The sequence below is a fragment of the Plantibacter flavus genome (genome assembly GCF_002024505.1).
Classification (GTDB): domain Bacteria; phylum Actinomycetota; class Actinomycetes; order Actinomycetales; family Microbacteriaceae; genus Plantibacter; species Plantibacter flavus_A.
Window position 1 is genome coordinate 1,516,888 of the sequence record NZ_CP019402.1, and the last position, 16,558, is coordinate 1,533,445.

Annotated in this window: 17 protein-coding genes; 4 read left to right on the forward strand and 13 right to left on the reverse strand. The window is 70.6% G+C overall.

Annotated elements, in window-relative coordinates; all coding sequences use genetic code 11:
• Nucleotides 1–23: 23 nt before the first annotated feature.
• A complete protein-coding gene (gene glpX / locus BWO91_RS07160; RefSeq protein ID WP_079002060.1) occupies nt 24–1,022 on the forward strand; it encodes a class II fructose-bisphosphatase in 999 nt (332 codons plus the stop codon).
• 79 nt (nt 1,023–1,101) lie between these two features.
• Here the strand turns inward: glpX and rmuC are convergent, their stop codons facing one another.
• Nucleotides 1,102–2,481 (reverse strand): DNA recombination protein RmuC, encoded by a 1,380-nt coding sequence (gene rmuC / locus BWO91_RS07165; RefSeq protein WP_079002062.1) that lies wholly within the window; start codon nt 2,479–2,481, stop codon nt 1,102–1,104.
• 58 nt (nt 2,482–2,539) lie between these two features.
• On the reverse strand, nt 2,540–3,121 hold the full coding sequence (locus BWO91_RS07170) for an exonuclease domain-containing protein (protein WP_079003874.1): 582 nt from the start codon (nt 3,119–3,121) through the stop codon (nt 2,540–2,542).
• Between the two features lie 132 nt (nt 3,122–3,253).
• Here BWO91_RS07170 and ychF point away from each other — a divergent pair, with 132 nt between their 5' ends.
• A complete protein-coding gene (gene ychF, locus BWO91_RS07175; RefSeq protein WP_079002064.1) occupies nt 3,254–4,327 on the forward strand; it encodes a redox-regulated ATPase YchF in 1,074 nt (357 codons plus the stop codon).
• 69 nt (nt 4,328–4,396) lie between these two features.
• Here the strand turns inward: ychF and BWO91_RS07180 are convergent, their stop codons facing one another.
• A complete protein-coding gene (locus BWO91_RS07180) occupies nt 4,397–4,702 on the reverse strand; it encodes a hypothetical protein (RefSeq protein WP_079002065.1) in 306 nt (101 codons plus the stop codon).
• 29 nt (nt 4,703–4,731) lie between these two features.
• Nucleotides 4,732–5,250: a hypothetical protein gene (locus BWO91_RS07185; RefSeq protein ID WP_079002067.1), complete on the reverse strand. Its 519-nt coding sequence runs from the start codon at nt 5,248–5,250 to the stop codon at nt 4,732–4,734.
• Between the two features lie 135 nt (nt 5,251–5,385).
• Between BWO91_RS07185 and BWO91_RS07190 the strand changes: the two genes are divergently transcribed.
• Complete coding sequence (locus tag BWO91_RS07190; protein WP_079002069.1) at nt 5,386–6,555, forward strand: hypothetical protein; 1,170 nt, start codon at nt 5,386–5,388, stop codon at nt 6,553–6,555.
• Nucleotides 6,556–6,568: 13 nt separating this feature from the next.
• On the opposite strand, the gene BWO91_RS07195 is transcribed toward BWO91_RS07190, so the two are convergent.
• Both BWO91_RS07195 and BWO91_RS07200 read right to left on the reverse strand, forming a co-directional pair.
• Nucleotides 6,569–6,916, reverse strand: a complete 348-nt coding sequence (locus BWO91_RS07195) for a LysR family transcriptional regulator (RefSeq protein ID WP_064296432.1) — start codon at nt 6,914–6,916, stop codon at nt 6,569–6,571.
• Between the two features lie 46 nt (nt 6,917–6,962).
• Entirely contained in the window at nt 6,963–8,189 is a 1,227-nt protein-coding gene (locus BWO91_RS07200; protein ID WP_167620450.1) for an ice-binding family protein, read from the reverse strand.
• 210 nt (nt 8,190–8,399) lie between these two features.
• On the opposite strand from BWO91_RS07200, the gene BWO91_RS07205 reads away from it, so the two are divergent.
• A complete protein-coding gene (locus tag BWO91_RS07205) occupies nt 8,400–10,055 on the forward strand; it encodes an ABC-F family ATP-binding cassette domain-containing protein (protein WP_079002073.1) in 1,656 nt (551 codons plus the stop codon).
• A 100-nt stretch (nt 10,056–10,155) separates the two neighbouring features.
• On the opposite strand, the gene BWO91_RS07210 is transcribed toward BWO91_RS07205, so the two are convergent.
• The 7 genes from BWO91_RS07210 to BWO91_RS07240 form a co-directional block, all read right to left on the reverse strand.
• Nucleotides 10,156–10,371: a hypothetical protein gene (locus BWO91_RS07210; protein WP_064296430.1), complete on the reverse strand. Its 216-nt coding sequence runs from the start codon at nt 10,369–10,371 to the stop codon at nt 10,156–10,158.
• Nucleotides 10,372–10,488: 117 nt separating this feature from the next.
• Nucleotides 10,489–10,689: a hypothetical protein gene (locus tag BWO91_RS07215; protein WP_064296429.1), complete on the reverse strand. Its 201-nt coding sequence runs from the start codon at nt 10,687–10,689 to the stop codon at nt 10,489–10,491.
• Between the two features lie 108 nt (nt 10,690–10,797).
• Nucleotides 10,798–11,940: a cysteine desulfurase family protein gene (locus BWO91_RS07220; RefSeq protein ID WP_079002075.1), complete on the reverse strand. Its 1,143-nt coding sequence runs from the start codon at nt 11,938–11,940 to the stop codon at nt 10,798–10,800.
• 1 nt (nt 11,941) lies between these two features.
• Complete coding sequence (nadC, locus tag BWO91_RS07225) at nt 11,942–12,793, reverse strand: carboxylating nicotinate-nucleotide diphosphorylase (RefSeq protein WP_079002077.1); 852 nt, start codon at nt 12,791–12,793, stop codon at nt 11,942–11,944.
• Nucleotides 12,787–14,412 (reverse strand): L-aspartate oxidase, encoded by a 1,626-nt coding sequence (nadB, locus tag BWO91_RS07230; RefSeq protein ID WP_079002079.1) that lies wholly within the window; start codon nt 14,410–14,412, stop codon nt 12,787–12,789. The genes nadC and nadB overlap by 7 nt, the downstream gene beginning before the upstream one ends.
• Nucleotide 14,413: 1 nt before the next feature.
• On the reverse strand, nt 14,414–15,721 hold the full coding sequence (nadA, locus tag BWO91_RS07235) for a quinolinate synthase NadA (RefSeq protein WP_079002081.1): 1,308 nt from the start codon (nt 15,719–15,721) through the stop codon (nt 14,414–14,416).
• The gene (locus tag BWO91_RS07240; protein ID WP_079002083.1) at nt 15,718–16,503 is read right to left on the reverse strand and encodes an NUDIX hydrolase; all 786 of its coding nucleotides are present in this window, start codon (nt 16,501–16,503) and stop codon (nt 15,718–15,720) included. The genes nadA and BWO91_RS07240 overlap by 4 nt, the downstream gene beginning before the upstream one ends.
• Nucleotides 16,504–16,558: the final 55 nt, after the last annotated feature.

Here is a 16,558-nt window from a genome sequence, read left to right on the forward strand (position 1 = left end):
GTGTCCCACGAGGCGAGCGATCCATGGAGGATCCAGTGACCCAGCCTGAAACCGGCTCCCACTATCTGCAACCCGACCGCAACCTCGCCATGGAGCTCGTGAGAGCGACGGAGGCCGCCGCGATCCGGGCGGCGCCGTTCATCGGGCGAGGCGACAAGAACGCCGCCGACGGTGCGGCGGTCGACGCCATGCGCGCCTTCCTCGGCACCGTCAACTTCGACGGCGTGGTCGTCATCGGCGAGGGCGAGAAGGACGAAGCGCCCATGCTCTTCAACGGCGAGCACGTCGGCAACGGCCGCGGCCCGTCCTGCGACATCGCGGTCGACCCGATCGACGGCACGAGCCTCACCGCCGCCGGCCGGCAGAACGCCCTCTCCGTCATCGCCGTGTCCGACCGTGGCAGCATGTTCGACCCGTCCGCGGTGTTCTACATGGACAAGATCGTCACCGGCGCCGACGGCATCGGTGTCGTCGACATCAGCCAGTCCATCGGCGACAACATCCGCGAGCTCGCGAAGGCCAAGGGCAAGCAGCCCGAGGACATCCGCGTCGCCGTCCTCGACCGACCGCGCCACGCGCAGCTCATCGAGGAGATCCGCGCGGCCGGAGCTGGAACGCGTCTGCTGCTCGACGGCGACGTCGCGGGTGGCATCAACGCCGCGCGCTACGACTCACGGATCGACATGTGCGTCGGCATCGGCGGCACGCCCGAGGGCATCATCACCGCGTGTGCGGTGAAGGCGCTCGGTGGCCTCATCCAGGGCAAGCTCATGCCGAAGGACGACGCCGAACGCGAGCGTGCGCTCGCGGCCGGTCACGACCTCGAACGTGTCCTCGGCGCGAACGACCTCGTACGCGGCGACAACACGTACTTCGTCGCGACGGGCGTCACCCACGGTGAACTCGTCGACGGTGTGCAGCGCAAGGGTCCGATCATCCGCACCGAGAGCCTCGTGCTGCGGTCGCGTTCCGGCACCATCCGTCGTGTCGAGGCGGACCACCTCGCTGCGAAGTGGCTGTAGCCGCTCTTCCAGCAGCGCGAAGCGCCCGGCTCCACCTCACGGTGGTGCCGGGCGCTTCGTCGTGCGGCGTTCGTGCCGGTCAGTCCTGGAGCCGGTGCGCGAGCCGGGCCTCGAGCTCGCTCGGCTCGGCATCGGACGGCTCCGGCGAGGGCTGCGCCTCCGGTGCGGTGAGGCGCTTCGGTGAGGCGTCGCTCTGGCTCACCTGACCGATGACCGTCGCCTCTTCGAGGGCGTCGAGCTTGCGCGCCGTGACGAGCACGCGGGTCTCGAACGACGAGGCGAACTGGTTGTAGTTGGTGACCGTGCTCTCGATCGACCGGCGCAGGCGGTCGGCGTGGTCCGACAGCGTCGAGAGCCGCTGGTAGAGCTCCTTGCCGAGGTCGAACAGTCGCTTCGCGTCCTCGGTGAGGACGTCCTGCTGCCAGGTGAACGCGACCGTCTTGAGGACCGCCCACAGGTTGACGGGGGAGGCGAGGGCGACCCGTTTGCCGAAGGCGTAGTCGAGCAGGCTCGCGTCGGCCTCGAGCGCTGCGGCGAGGAGCGACTCGCTCGGGATGAAGCAGATGACGAACTCCGGGCTCGACTCGAGGCCGCGCCAGTACCCCTTCGCCGCGAGGGCGTCGACATGCGACCGCACGGCCTTCACGTGCTGCGCGAGGAGGGCGGTGCGTCGCGCGGCCTCCTCGCCCGTCGCGGTGACGGGGATGGTGCTGGCTTCGAGGTACTGCGCGAACGGCACCTTCGCGTCGACCGCGATCGACTTGCCGCCGGGGAGCCGCACGACCATGTCGGGTCGGCCGACGCCGTTGTCGGAGGTGATGCTCGACTGCAGGTCGAAGTCGACGCGTTGTGTGAGGCCCGCGGCTTCGACGACGTTGCGGAGCTGGGTCTCGCCCCAGACGCCGCGGGTCGCGTTGTTCCGGAGCGCCGAGGCGAGCGACTCCGTCGTGGACCGCAGGCGTTCCTCGGACTCCGAAGCCGTCTTCAGTTGTTGTGCGAGCTCACCGTGCTGTCGGCTGCGCTGCTGCTCGAGTTCCGCGACCTTCGCCTGCATGTGTTCGAGGCTGTGCTGCACGGGCGCGAGGGCCTGCAGGACCTGACTCTCCTCGTGTTCCTGGCGCGATCGTCGTTCGGCGTCGGCGCGGTGGCGTTCGGCGAGCTCGCGGTACTGCTCGCGCTGGGCGTTCAGCTCACGCCCGAGACCGTCGGCTGTGGCGTCGAGGGCGGCGAGTTCGGCGCGCAGTGCGGCGCGGAGTTCCGCCTCCTTCGCGGAGGCGTCGGCGAGGAGCTGCGCCTGCTGGCCACGGAGGTCGGCGAGCTGGGCGGTGTGCCTGGCCTCGAGCAGCGCCGGGTCGACCGATCCCGTGCCGGTGCGCCGCTGCAGTAGGAGGACCGCCACGGCTGCGCCGATGACGAGTCCGATGAGGAGGCCGATCCCGAGGGCGAGTGCGCTGTCCATGCCCTCAGTGTGTCGCGGGCCGCCGACATCGCTCGGAGGCCGCGCGGCGACCGCGGGCTCAGGCGGCGACGGCCGTCCCGATCCGGCCGATCTTCACGCTCGTGAGCTGCGCGAGTTCGGCGATCGAGGAGGCGCCGTGGCGGGCGGCGGCGTGGATGATGATGTGCGCGGAGGCCTCGGCGTCGCCGGTGGCGTCGTGGTGCTGGAAGTCGTCGAACCCGGCGGCGAGGGCGGCCACCGGGAGCCGGTAGGAGTCGAGCTGATACGTCTTGCGTGCGACGTTGAGACTGCACAGGTAGCTGAGGTCGGGGCAGTCGAGGCCGGTGGCTGCGCACCCACCGCGGATGACGCCCATGTCGAAGCCGGCGTTGTGGGCGACGAGCGCGTCACCCTGGGCGAAGTCGAGGAGGGTGTCGAGCTGGTCCGCCCAACCGGGCGCACCGAGGACGTCGGTCGCGACGATCCCGTGGATGCGCGTGTTCCACTCGAGGAACGCGTCGTGTCCGGCAGGGGGCTGGATGAGCCAGCCCGCGCGGTCGACGACGGCGCCGTCTCGGACCCTGACGAGGCCCACGCTGCAGGCGGAGGCGGATGACGAGTTCGCGGTCTCGAAGTCGATGGCGGTGAAATCCAGTGGCACGTCCTCACCCTCGCACCAGCGTCCGACACCGCCCGGGTGGCACGCCGCATGCCGCTCGATCGACGGTGCCGATCCGTGCCCGGAGCGGAGGCGCGACCCACGGGGCCGCGCGGCCAAGTACGATAGACCCTCGTGGCTCTTACTCTCGGCATCGTCGGCCTGCCCAACGTCGGCAAGTCCACCCTGTTCAACGCGCTCACGCGCAACAACGTGCTCGCAGCGAACTATCCGTTCGCGACGATCGAGCCGAACGTCGGCGTGGTCGAACTGCCCGACGCCCGGCTCGGCAAGCTCGCGGAGATCTTCGGCAGCGAGCGCATCCTGCCCGCCGCCGTGTCCTTCGTCGACATCGCCGGCATCGTCAAGGGCGCGAGCGAGGGGGAGGGGCTCGGCAACAAGTTCCTCGCGAACATCCGCGAGGCCGACGCCATCGCGCAGGTCGTGCGCGGCTTCGCCGACCCCGACGTCGTGCACGTGGACGGCGACGTGAACCCGGCCTCCGACATGGAGACCATCAACACCGAGCTCATCCTCGCCGACCTCGAGACGCTCGAGAAGGCGGTCACCCGGTTCGAGAAGGAGGTCAAGGGCAAGAAGCTCGACCCCTCCGTCCTCGCGGCGGCGAAGGAGGCGCAGGACGCGCTGAACGCCGGCACCCCGCTCTCGGCGACGAAGATCGACCTCACGCCCATCAAGGAGCTCGGTCTCCTCACGGCCAAGCCGTTCATCTACGTCTTCAACGTCGACGAGGAGGTCCTCCAGGACCAGGCGAAGCTCGACGAGCTGGCCGCGCTCGTGGCGCCGGCGAAGGCCGTCTTCCTCGACGCCAAGCTCGAGTCGGAGCTCGTCGACCTCGACGAGGACGACGCCCGCGAGATGCTCGAATCGACCGGCCAGACCGAGTCCGGCCTCGACCAGCTCGCACGCATCGGTTTCGCGACGCTCGGCCTGCAGACCTACCTCACGGCGGGGCCGAAGGAGTCGCGCGCGTGGACGATCCCGCAGGGTGCCAAGGCGCCCCAGGCGGCCGGCGTCATCCACACGGACTTCGAGAAGGGCTTCATCAAGGCCGAGGTCATCTCCTTCGACGACCTCGTCGAGACCGGCTCCGTCGCCGAGGCCCGCTCCAAGGGCAAGGCCCGCATGGAGGGCAAGGACTACGTCATGCAGGACGGCGACGTCGTGGAGTTCAGGTTCAACGTCTAGCCCGTCGAAAGCGCACGTTCCGTCGTCGACAGGCGCTCCAATCGACGGAATGAGCGTTCTCGGTGGTGGTCACCGCTTCCGCCGCTGTTCCGCGATCCACGTGTGATCGGCGATCGCCGCTGAGACGGCTTCACGATACTGCGGGCCGTCTGCGCTGCGGTACAGATCCCTGCTGAAGAACTTCGACTCAGCTCGATAGGGCGCGCTGTTGTGGACACGCGTCGCGAGATCCGACAGGACATCGTGGTCGCCCGCGAGGTAGGCGGCGAGCTCGGTGTCGTTCAGTCGGATGAGCGCGGAATCGTCGATGAGGGCGCTGTAGCTGTACCTCGCGTGGAGGTAGAGCGAACCCTCCTGCTCGACGAGGAACCACATTCCCGGTTCATGGTCGACGTAGCGCACCGTCACCACCACCGTCTGGCGCGAGGGAGCAAGCCCGCGAGGGCGGCGACCCCGACGAGGGCGCTGACCGCGCCGAGGAAGCCCAGAGGGGTGTCGCGGAGCGGGCCGATGACGAGCAGGGCACCGAGGCCGAGCGCTGCCACGCCGAACCCGGTGAGCCAGCGTCGGCCGACCTTCGCCGATGGGCGGCGGCGGGATGGCCCGGCGGGTCGCGGGCGCGCCCGGCGCCGCGCACTCAGCGATGGTCCGCCGTCGTCTGGCCCTTCGACGGCACGCCCGAACCCGTCGACCCACGGACCGGCACCGACCTCGGGGCAGCGGTCGTGGACGTTCGTGTCGCGGGTCGAGGCATCCGCCGGGTGGGTAGGCATGGCTGCGGCGAGATCCACGTCGAACCTGACGGAACCGTCCGGCAGGAGGGCGTCGTAGCCCACGAACCGCAGCGGCCGTCGGCGCCATCTCGACCTGCCACGGAACGCCGTCGCGCGGACGGCGACGGGACGGTCGGGCGATTCGCGCATGGATCGATGGTGGCACATCGGGTCTCCGTGGTTCAGCACCCTGATGGTTCCGAAGCCCCTGCCGTCAGCGAGGTGCTGCTCCGGCGGTACGCTCGATGAGGCGCCACCCGAACGGGCGCCTGGGGGAGGCACCGGGTGACGATCGATCTGGCGAGCATGCTGGTGGTGGCGGTGATCGTCTGCGCCGCGTGCGGGATCTTCTACGGACTCGACAGCGCGCGAACCCTAGCCGGACGCCACCTGGCAGCCTGGATGTCGGGATTCGCCACCACCCTGCTCTCGGCGGTCAGCTATCTCGCCGCCACGCTCAACGGCGACTCGGTGTGGATCGTCGCCGTCGCCAACGCCGCCATGGTCGCTTCGATCGCCGCCCTGTGGGTCGGGTGCCGGCTGTTCAACGGTCGACGCAGCCTCGTGCTGCTCGGCACCCTCTTCGTCGGGGTGACGGCGATCTCCGCCGTCCTCGACCCCACCGACGACCCGGAGTGGGCCGGTACCATCGCCCGGCTCATCTCGCTCATCATGCTGTCGCTGCTCGTCGCGTACGAGGCACGGCGGGGGCGCATGCGGACGGCGCCGGCGACGCTGGTGCTCGTCGTCGTCATGATCCTGCACGCCGTGTTCACCGCCGTGCGGCTCGCGGTCTACCTCGCGGCGGGTCCTCACTCGGAGACCTTCGAGCGGCTGTTCAGCACGCCCATCGTGACCTACATGAACCTCGTGTTCGTCGTCGCGGTCGCCGTCGGCCTCGTCCTCCTGCGCTCCTGGGAGCGCAAGCAGCGCCTCTCCTCGGAGCGGATGGGCGTCCGCGCGGTGGGGCGCCGCGCGTTCATCGCCGAGGCGACCCGACTCCGCGACGGGCAACAGTCCGATCGTCGCCTCGCGATCCTCGTCGTGGCCATCGACGGCTACGGCGACCTCCGCCGCGCCTACGGGATGGCGACGGCGGGGGAGCTGGAGGCGCTGCTCGCCGCCGCGGTCTTCCGTGAGTTGCCGGCCGGGTCCGTCTGCACCCGCGTGTGGAGTGGGACGATCCTCGTGGCCACGTCGGTCGAACCGGGGCCGACCGGCCTCTCTGGGCTGCACGACCTCGCGGCACCGATCGCCGCCGGCTACCGCGAGGCCGTGACGCAGCAGCTCGACGGTTTCGCCGGTGCTGCGAACCTCGGCGTCGTGGTGGATTCGGCCGCGACGACCCCTGTCGAGACCCTCGTGTCGATCGCACGGACGGCCCGAGCCGACGCGGAGCGGCGAGGCGAATCGGTGCGGGTCGTCGAGTCCGCGTCGGAGACGCAGGACCGCTGACGGCGCGTACCGCTCAGCGACCCTGGCGCTTCTTGTACGGGAGCGGCTCGCCCTTGACCTTGGGCGCGCGACCCTTGCCCTTGTTCGCCTTGGCCTTGCCACCCGGCGCGGGAGCCGACTTCGCTGCCGCTGCCGCAGAGGCGTCGAGTTGGCGACGCGCCTCGATGAGGAACGCGTAGCCGGCGTCCGTCAGCTGCGTGGACTCCACGTCACGGGCGAACAGTTCCGCTCCGACGCTCTCCTCGAGCTTCCGGACGTCGGCGACGACGGTGCTTCTCGGCACACCGAGCGCCTTGGCCGCCTTCGCGAAGTGGAGGGTCTCCGCGGAGGCGACGAAGGAGCGCAGCTGCTTGTGGTCCATGCCCTCAGCCTACGGTCACGGCGTCAGGCTGCCGACCAGTGTCGCGTCAGCCACCCAGCTGGTCGCGTCGACGACGTCGCACGATCACCGAGGCGATACCCGCGAGCAGGCCGAGGCCGAGCAGGGAGCCGGCCACGATCGCGAGCGTGGATCCCTGGAACCCGGTGTCGGGGAGCCTCGTGATGTCTCCGGCCGGAACCGCCGGCTGACCGGGGACCTGCGGAGTGCCCGGCGGGACGGCCTCCGTGATGACGATCGTCGATTCGATGGAGTCGTCGGGTGCGGTGCCGTTGCTCGCGGTGATGGTCACCGTGTAGGTCCCGGGCGTCGTCGGCGTACCGGTCACGCCACCGGTCACGCCGTCGAGGACGAGTCCCGGGGGCAGGGCACCCGAGGTGACGGTGTACGTCGCGTCGGGGCTGCCGGTCGAGGTGACCGTGCTGTCGTACGTCGTGCCGACGGTGCCGCCGGGGAGCGGAGTGGAGGTGATCTCCGGGCTCGTGGTCACGGCGGAGCCGCTGCCGTCGTCGCAGCCGGTCGGCCGGTTGATGACGGTGTTGATGAGCGTCACGGCGCCGGTGGAGGCGAGGAGACGTCCTTCGACGACCGTGCCCGCTCCCGTGGAGATGGACGTGTCGGCGAGGATCGTGCCGACGAAGGGCGCGCCTCCGTCGAGCGTGGCCTCGCTGCCGACACGCCAGAACACGTTGCAGGCGCTTGCGCCGCCGACGAGGGTCACCGAGGAACCGGTGGCGGTCTTCAGCGTGCTCGCAGCCTGGAAGACCCAGACCGACTCCGCGGTACCGGTGAGCGTCACGTTCCCGGTGAGGGAGATCTCTCCACCGGCGTAGACACCGGGAGTGAGGTTGAGGTCGGTGAGGTCGCCGACCTGCTGCGGGGCCGGTGTGAGGCTGGAGGCGACGCCCATCGCGGTGAGGAGGTCGTTCTTGGCGAGGGCGGCGGGCTCGTTCGTCACGTTCTGGGTGCCGTTGACGAGGCCCGGGGGGAAGCCGGTCACGGAGCTCCCCGGGCTGAGCCCGAGGTCGCCGTTGATCGTGGTCACGCCGGTGTTGGTGACGGTCGATGCGGCGAGGACGCCGTAGTCGGCTGCCGTGCCGAGGAAGATCGGGCCGTCGATCGAGGTCGCGGCGTTCGCCGGTCCGGCACCGATGGCCAGGAGTCCGACGGTCACGACTGCCGCTGCGGCGAAGAGCCGTGGGCGAGTGCGACCGGGTCTGGCGCTGTGGTCGAGTGGGGAGAGTTCGAGGCGCATCAGGGCCCCTTCCATGTGGGAGGGGCGCGAAGCCAACGAGAATGGCGACATCAACCGCAACTGTTCCCTGTGTACCACCTTCGGGGGTCGCGCGGTCAGCTAGCGCTCCTGACGTAGCCAATCGTTATCTCGGTGCGATACGCTACTCCGCCGACTCGTGGCGCGGAATGAACGTTCGGTGAAGCCTGCTCCGAATGAGACGATTGCAGCATGACTGCAACGCTCGTGGCCCAAGGCCTGGCCGGAGGACACGGCCACCGCACGCTCTTCGACGGCCTCGACCTGACGGTGGCGCCGGGGGACGTCATCGGGGTCGTCGGGATGAACGGCGCGGGGAAGTCGACGCTGCTGCATCTCCTCGGCGGCTCGCTCGAACCGCAGGCCGGCACGATCACGCTGTCGCCCTCCGACGCCTTCGTGGGCGCGCTCCCGCAGGAACACGAGCGCGTCGTCAGCGAGAGCGTCGCCGCCTACATCGCCCGGCGCACCGGCTGTGCCGCGGCGACCGAGGCGATGGACGCGGCCGCCGCGGCGCTCGCCGAACCCCCGCAGGCAGGCGCGGACCCCGCGGACGTCTACTCCGCCGCCCTCGACCGCTGGTTGGCGAGCGGGGCGGCCGATCTCGAGGAGCGGATCCCCGCGGTCCTCGCCGACCTCGGGCTGGACCTGGACGCGGATGTCACGACCACGATGATGACCTCACTGTCGGGCGGGCAGGCCGCTCGCGTCGGACTGGCGGCGCTGCTGCTGTCGCGATTCGACATCGTCCTCCTCGACGAACCGACCAACGACCTCGACCTCGACGGTCTGGAGCGGCTCGAACGCTTCGTGCAGGGATTGCGCGGGGGTGTGGTGCTCGTCAGCCACGACCGTGAATTCCTCGCCCGCTGCGTCACCCGCGTCCTCGAACTCGACCTCGCGCAGCAGAGCAACCGTGTCTTCGGGGGCGGATACGAGGCCTACCTCGAGGAGCGCGAGGTCGCCAGGCGGCACGCCCGCGACGCCTACGACGAGTTCGCCGACAAGAAGGCCGACCTCATCGGTCGTGCCCGGGTGCAGCGGGAGTGGTCCAGCCAGGGCGTGCGGAACGCGATGAAGAAGGCACCCGACAACGACAAGATCCGGCGGAAGGCCTCGGCGGAGTCCTCGGAGAAGCAGGCCCAGAAGGTCCGGCAGATGGAGAGCCGCATCGCCCGGCTGGACGAGGTGGAGGAACCGCGCAAGGAGTGGCAGCTGCAGTTCACGATCGGCAGCGCACCGCGCTCGAGCACGGTCGTCGCCACGCTCTCCGAGGCCGTCGTCCGGCAGGGCGACTTCCAGCTCGGCCCCCTGTCCCTCCAGGTGAACGTGGGCGATCGCATCGGCATCACGGGGCCCAACGGCGCCGGCAAGTCCACCCTGCTCGCGACGCTGCTCGGTCGCCGCGAACCCGATGCGGGCAGCGCGAGCCTCGGCTCCAGTGTGCGGATCGGCGAGATCGATCAGGCCCGCTCCTTGCTCGTCGGCTCGGAGCCGCTCGCCGACCGCTTCGAGGCGATCGTGCCCGACCTCAGTCCGGGAGAGGTCAGGACGCTGCTGGCGAAGTTCGGGTTGAAGGCCGACCACGTGAACCGGCCCGTCGACGAGCTGTCGCCGGGGGAGCGCACCCGCGCCGGGCTCGCGGTGCTCCAAGCCACCGGGATCAACCTGCTGGTCTTGGACGAGCCGACGAACCACCTCGACCTCGCGGCCATCGAACAGCTCGAGGAGGCGCTCGAGGGCTACGACGGGACACTCCTGCTCGTCACGCACGACCGCCGCATGCTCGACACCGTCCGGATCGAACGGCGGTGGGTCGTCGAGGCCGGGCAGGTCACCGAGCGCTAGTGGTGATCGTCATCCGGGCCGTCGGTGGAGACCCTCGCCGGACATGAGCGAGGACCCCGCGGCGTTCGCCGGGCGGGGTCCTCGTCGTTCAGGGGGCGCGTCAGTCGCGCAGCTGCTCCTTGTAGTCGTTCTTGGCCTCGGTGGTGTCGCGCTCGGCCTCGGCCTTCTTCACGTCGGCCTCCGCCTGCTTCACCTTGGCGTCGGCCTTGGCCTCGTCCAGCTTGTCGCTGATGCGCTCCTTGGTGTCGTCGACGGCCTCGCCGATCTTCTTGCCTGTCGCCTCAGCAGCGTCCTTGGCGTTGTCCAGGAATCCCATCGTCAACTCCGTCTCTGATCCCGACTGTCGGTCACAATTCAAGCGTCGTGCACCGATGCCTGCGCGGCAACCACTTGTGTTCCGCTGCGTCGGCGGCTAGCGCGTGCGACGGCGCGTTCAGGGTGCTGGGGCGCCACCGTCGGTCGGGGTCGCGTGCGGCAGCCAGTCCTTGAGGATGACCTCCTCGGGGTCGACCAGACGCTCCGTGTGGAGGTCGTACTCCGGGTCACGTTCGGCGAGGAACCGGGTGACGGCGTCAGCGTCCTCATTGTCGTGTCGACGTCGTGCGCGGTCTGCCGCGTCCTGCTCGGTGCTCATGGATCCCACCGTAGCCCAGCCTCCGTCGGTGGGCGCCGCCAGACACCCGGCATCGGACACCCGGCACCGAGCGCGCGGCCGGATCCGTCCGCTCGGTCGTCGTGGGGTTCAGCGCAGGCCCGCGACGGCCTCCACCGAGGCGACGACGGCGCTCGCCGTCCGGTCCAGATCGGCCGCGGTGACGGCGGCGGTCCAACTGAGGCGCACAGCGGTCTGCGCGACCTCCGGAGCGATGCCGATCGCGAGGAGGACCGGCGACGGCTCGTCGCTGCCGGCGGCGCACGCGGAGCCGCTCGAGGAGACGACGCCGCGCCGTTCGAGTTCGAGGAGGACCGCCTCGCCCGAGGTCCCGGGGAACACGAACGACGCGATACCCGGCAGCCGTCGTTCGGGGTGGCCCGTCAACCGAGCGCGCGGGACCTCGTTCAGGACCCTCGCGATGAACTCGTCACGCAATCCACTGACACGGTCGACCGCTTCCACCCGATCACGCTCGGCGAGCTCCAGCGCCGTCGCGAGCCCGACGGCGGCGGCCACCTGTTCGGTCCCGCTCCGGCGCCCGCGTTCCTGCCCCCCACCGTGCAGCAGCGGTTCCAGGGGCAGCGACCCGCGAACGGCGAGCAGTCCGACCCCCTTCGGCGCCCCGAGCTTGTGACCGGCGAGGCTCAGCGCGTCCACGCCGAGGCGGTCGAGTCCGAGGGGAAGCCACCCTGCCGCCTGCACGGCGTCGGTGTGGAACGGGACGCCTGCGGCGCGCGTGACGGCCCCGAGTGCCGACAGGTCCTGGACCGTGCCGATCTCGTTGTTGGCCGCCATCACCGAGACGAGCACCGTGTCCGGCCGGAGTGCCGCGGCGAGTTCTGCCGGGTCGACCAGGCCGGTCCCGTCCACCGGGAGCACGGTGGCCTCGACCCCGTGGAACCGCGTGAGGTATGCGACCGATTCCGCGACCGCCTCGTGCTCGATCGGCGAGGTGACGACATGGCGTCCGCGATCGAGGGCCGCCAGAGTGATGCCCTTGACCGCGAGGTTGTCCGCTTCGGTGCCACCCGAGGTGAACACCACGTCGCCAGGTCGGACGCCCAGCACGGTCGCGACGCGTCGCCGGGCGTCCCGTAACGCTCCGGCCGCCGCCTCGCCGACGGTGTGATGGCTCGACGGGTTGCCGAAGGTGCTCGTCAGGTACGGCCACATCGCCTCGAGCACCTCGGAGCGCACCGGCGTCGTCGCCGCGTTGTCGAGGTAGAGCATCTCAGTCGACCGAGACGTCGAGTCCGAGGTCGAGGGAGCGGACACTGTGCGTGAGGGCACCGGAGGAGATGACGTCCACACCGGTCTCCGCGATGGCCCGCACCGTCGACAGCGTCACGTTCCCGCTCGCCTCCACGATGGCGCGGCCGGCGATCAGCGCGACGCCCTCGCGGAGCTCGTCGACGGTGAAGTTGTCGAGCATGATCGTGTCGACGCCCGCCGCGAGTACCGCCTCGATCTGGTCCAGGCGGTCGACCTCGACCTCGATGGTCGTCGTGTGCGGGAGCTCCTCGCGGGCCCGCAGCAGCGCCTCGGTGACCGTCAGCCCGCGCTCGAGGAGGACCGCCAGGTGGTTGTCCTTGACCATGACCGCGTCGGAGAGCGAATGGCGGTGGTTGTGTCCGCCGCCCGATCGCACCGCATGGCGCTCGAAGACGCGCAGGCCCGGGGTCGTCTTCCGGGTGTCGACGATGCGGGCGCGGGTGTCCGACACGGCGTCGACGTAAGCCGCGGTGATGGTCGCGATGCCGCTCATCCGCTGGACGAAGTTCAGGGCGACGCGCTCGGCGGTCAGGACGGCACGCGCCGGACCCGACACCATGGCGATGGTGTCGCCCGCGGCGAACCGTTCGCCGTCGGCGACGAGGAACGCGACCGTGATGCGTGGGTCGGTCAGTCGGAACGCCGCTTCGAACACGGCCGAGCCGCTGAAGACGCCCGCCTCTCGAGCGGCCAGGGAGGCCGAGGCCGTGGCGTCCTCCGGGATGAGGGTCGCCGCCGTGAGGTCACCCCACGGGGCGTCCTCGACGAGGGCCGCGGTGACGGTGGTGTCGATGAGGTGTGGGGTCAGCATGGTGCGAGCACGGTTCCGTTCACGGATGGGTGGGTGGTGGGCTGGGACGCGGTGCCCGAGGTGGCGAGGACGATCGCGATGGGCGACGCCCGATCGGGATCGACACCGGGATGGTCGTCCCTGGCGTGGGCACCGCGCGACTCGGTGCGGGCGAGGGCAGCGGCGACCACGGCCCGGGCGAGCAGCAGGAGGTTGCGGTCCTCGGCGGCCCCGACCGACCGCGGTGCGGTGACGACGTCGTCGAGTTCGGTCGACCACCGGTCCAGGGTCCGGCGGGCGAGCTCGAGACCACGCGCCTCACGGACCAGCCCGGCATCCCGCCACATCACGGCGTGGAGCGCCGACCGGCTGAAAGGCTCGATGGGATCCGCTCGGAGCCCGGGATCGTCATCGGCCGCACGGGGATCCAGGACGACCCGCTGACCGCCGAGCCTCGGGCGACCGGCGATCGGACCCGGTTCCGCATCGATCGCCGCGACGGCGCGGGCCGCGAAGACGGCACCCTCGAGGAGCGAGTTGGAGGCGAGGCGGTTGGCACCATGGACGCCTGTGCGTGCGACCTCGCCCACGGCGAGGAGCCCGGGCAGGGTTGTCCGGCCGTCGAGGTCCGTGGCGATGCCGCCCATCCAATAGTGTGCGGCCGGGGCGACGGCGACCGGTGAGCGCGACCAGTCCACGCCGGAGGCTCGGAGATGCTCGTGGATCCCCGGGAAGCGCGCGGCGAGGCGGTCCGCACCGAGCGCGGTGGCGTCGAGCGTCACCGGCGCGCCACCCTGCGCTGCCATGGTCCGCGCGATCCCACGGGCGACCACGTCGCGGGGCGCCAGCTCGGCGTCGGGGTGGAGCGCCCGCATGAAGCGTTCACCGTTCGCGTCCCGGAGGACGGCCCCCTCGCCGCGGACGGCCTCGGAGACGAGGAAACTGCCGGGTGCGGCGAGTGCGGTCGGGTGGAACTGGACGAATTCCACGTCGGCCAGCACCGCCCCGGCACGGAGTGCTGCAGCGGCGCCGTCGCCGGTCGCCACCGCCGGGTTGGTCGTGAACGGGTAGAGCTGTCCGACACCGCCGGTGGCGAGGATCACCTGGTCGGCGTCGACGGTGAACGCACCGCGCTCGGAGGACCGGAGGTGCACACCGGTGACCGTCCCTGCCGTGACCACCAGGTCGACGAGGACGGTGTGCTCCAGCACGGTGACCCGCCGGGCTGCGAGCGTCTCGACGAGCGCCGTCTCGATCGCCGCGCCGGTCGCATCGCCGCCGGCGTGCAGCACCCGGGGGTAGGAGTGGGCCGCTTCGAGGCCCTTCGCGAAGGCGTCGCCGTCGCGGTCGAACGCCACACCGAAGTCGATGAGCTCGCGGATCCGTTCGGGCCCCTCGGTGCAGAGCACCCGCACGGCCTCCTCGTCGCACAGCCCCGCGCCGGCCAGCAGCGTGTCCCGGACGTGGTCCTCGACGCGGTCGTCGTCGAACATGACCCCGGCGATCCCACCCTGGGCATAGCGCGTATTGCTCTGGCCGAGGACGTCCTTGGTGACGACCACCACGTCGTGCCGTTCGCTCGCGTGGATCGCGGCCACGAGACCGGCGATCCCGCTCCCGACCACGAGCACCGTCGCCATGTCAGCCGGCCTGGGTTCCGGTGGCGACCGGCGGCTTCGCGGCGAGCATGCGCTCGAGCGACAGCCGCGCCGGGACGGCCACGTCGTCGGACACGGTGATGCGGTTGAGCACCTCGCCCGCGACGAGTCCCTCGAGCACCCAGGCCAGGTAGCCGGGGTGGATGCGGTACATCGTCGAGCAGGGGCAGATCACATCGTCGAGGCAGAAGATGGTGTGCTGCGGGTACTGCGCGGCGAGGCGCTGCACCATGTTGATCTCGGTGCCGATCGCGAACGTGGTGCCGTCCGGCGCCGCCGCGATGGCCTTCTGGATGTAGTCCGTCGACCCCGCTTCGTCTGCCGCGTCGACGACCGCCATCGGGCACTCGGGGTGCACGATGACCCGGACGCCGGGGTGCTGCGCCCGGGCGCGGTCGATCTGATCGACGGTGAACCGCTTGTGCACCGAGCAGAAGCCGTGCCACAGGATCACCTCGGCCTGCTCGAGGTCGGTCGCCTCGTTGCCGCCGAGCGGGCGGTTCGGGTTCCACATCGGCATGTGCTCGAGTGGCACCCCCAGCTTCTTGGCGGTGTTCCGACCCAGGTGCTGATCCGGGAAGAACAGCACCCGCTGTCCCCGCTCGAAGGCCCACCGCAGGACCGTCTCCGCGTTGCTGGACGTGCAGACGATCCCGCCGTGCCGACCGCAGAAGCCCTTGAGCGCCGCCGAGGAGTTCATGTAGGTGACGGGGATGACCGGTACCCGGCCGTCGGCGTCCGGTTCGGTCCCGTAGAGCGCCTCGAGGGCCTCCCACGCCTCCTCGACCTGGTCGATGTCCGCCATGTCGGCCATCGAGCATCCGGCGGCGAGGTTCGGGAGGATCACGGCCTGCTCGGGACCGGACAGCAGGTCGGCGGTCTCGGCCATGAAGTGCACGCCGCAGAACACGATCGCCTCGGCCTCGGTGCGGGCCTTGGCCGCGTTCGCGAGCTGGAAGGAGTCGCCGATGTAGTCGGCGTGCTGGACCACCTCGTCGCGCTGGTAGAAGTGTCCGAGGATCACGACGCGGTCTCCGAGCGTCTGCTTCGCGGCCACGATGCGGCGGTGGAGCTCATCGTTCGAGGCGTCGCGGTAGGCGGCCGGGAGCTGGCCTTGCCGAGGCGAACCGGTCGGGATGACGTCGCCCATCGACGCTCCAGGGCCGTAGCTCGGCGGTTGCAGGTCGAACACCCAGGGCCCGGCCGCGAGTTCGGGCGCGCAGGTCGCGCCGTCGGACGCACCCTCGGTGATCTGCTGGATGGTGTCGTCGACGGATGCGGTGATGGTCATGCTGGCTCCTCGGACTGCTGACGGGTGGTGGTCGGGGTGGACGTCGTGGGCCTGCGGCTCGTCGACCGGCCGGGCGACGGGGTCTCCGGTCGGTTGACGGGCTGGGTCCATCGGTAGAGCCGCGCCGGGCGGTGGCGCCCACCGGTACGGAGTTCGTCGGTCTGCAGGACGAGACCGGAGGACTCGACCTGGCGTCGGAAGTTCGCGGGGTCGAGTTGCTTCTGCAACACCGCCTCGTGCACCTCCCGGAGTTCGGAGAGGGTGAAGGTCTCCCCGAGGAAGGCGTGCGCGATGTGGCTGTACTCCAGCTTGTTGCGGAGCCGCCACAGGGCGTACTCGACGATGTCGCGGTGGTCGAACGCCAACGGGGGGAGTGCGTCGGCCGGGAACCAGCGGACGTTCTGGCCGAGCCGCGTGCGCTTCGCCTCGTCGGACCCGACGAGCGCCCAGTAGACGATCGAGACGACCCGCTCGGCGGGGGAGCGGTCGAGGTCGCCGAACGCGTAGAGCTGCTCCAAGTACCGCGGACGGAGGGAGGTGGTCGTCTCCAGGGTCGACGAGGCCGCGTCCGCGAGGGATTCCGCGGCACCGAGCGGACCACCCGGCAGCGCCCAGAGGCCGTCGTAGGGCTCACGGATGCGCCGGACGAGCGGGAGCCAGATGCCGGGTGCCGGATCGGTCGCGCCGAACCCGTCGTCGGCCCGGAGCGTGAAGATGACGGTCGAGACCGCGAGGCCGACCTGCGGGTCCGTCTGCTCCACGGGAGTCGTGGATCGCTGCATGGGGTCTCCGGGTTCCGGAGCACGGGCGGCACTTCAGGTAGAAATGACCTGTACT

Coding starts and splice junctions, on each gene's coding strand:
- rmuC (WP_079002062.1), bottom strand. CDS start 2,481: ATGGACAGCGCACTCGCCCTCGGGATCGGCCTCCTCATCGGACTCGTC.
- BWO91_RS07180 (WP_079002065.1), bottom strand. CDS start 4,702: ATGTGGTTCCTCGTCGAGCAGGAGGGTTCGCTCTACCTCCACGCGAGG.
- BWO91_RS07215 (WP_064296429.1), bottom strand. CDS start 10,689: ATGAGCACCGAGCAGGACGCGGCAGACCGCGCACGACGTCGACACGAC.
- nadA (WP_079002081.1), bottom strand. CDS start 15,721: ATGACCATCACCGCATCCGTCGACGACACCATCCAGCAGATCACCGAG.
- glpX (WP_079002060.1), top strand. CDS start 24: ATGGAGGATCCAGTGACCCAGCCTGAAACCGGCTCCCACTATCTGCAA.
- nadC (WP_079002077.1), bottom strand. CDS start 12,793: ATGCTGACCCCACACCTCATCGACACCACCGTCACCGCGGCCCTCGTC.
- BWO91_RS07240 (WP_079002083.1), bottom strand. CDS start 16,503: ATGCAGCGATCCACGACTCCCGTGGAGCAGACGGACCCGCAGGTCGGC.
- BWO91_RS07220 (WP_079002075.1), bottom strand. CDS start 11,940: ATGCTCTACCTCGACAACGCGGCGACGACGCCGGTGCGCTCCGAGGTG.
- nadB (WP_079002079.1), bottom strand. CDS start 14,412: ATGGCGACGGTGCTCGTGGTCGGGAGCGGGATCGCCGGTCTCGTGGCC.
- BWO91_RS07210 (WP_064296430.1), bottom strand. CDS start 10,371: ATGGGATTCCTGGACAACGCCAAGGACGCTGCTGAGGCGACAGGCAAG.
- BWO91_RS07200 (WP_167620450.1), bottom strand. CDS start 8,189: ATGCGCCTCGAACTCTCCCCACTCGACCACAGCGCCAGACCCGGTCGC.
- BWO91_RS07185 (WP_079002067.1), bottom strand. CDS start 5,250: ATGCGCGAATCGCCCGACCGTCCCGTCGCCGTCCGCGCGACGGCGTTC.
- BWO91_RS07205 (WP_079002073.1), top strand. CDS start 8,400: ATGACTGCAACGCTCGTGGCCCAAGGCCTGGCCGGAGGACACGGCCAC.
- BWO91_RS07195 (WP_064296432.1), bottom strand. CDS start 6,916: ATGGACCACAAGCAGCTGCGCTCCTTCGTCGCCTCCGCGGAGACCCTC.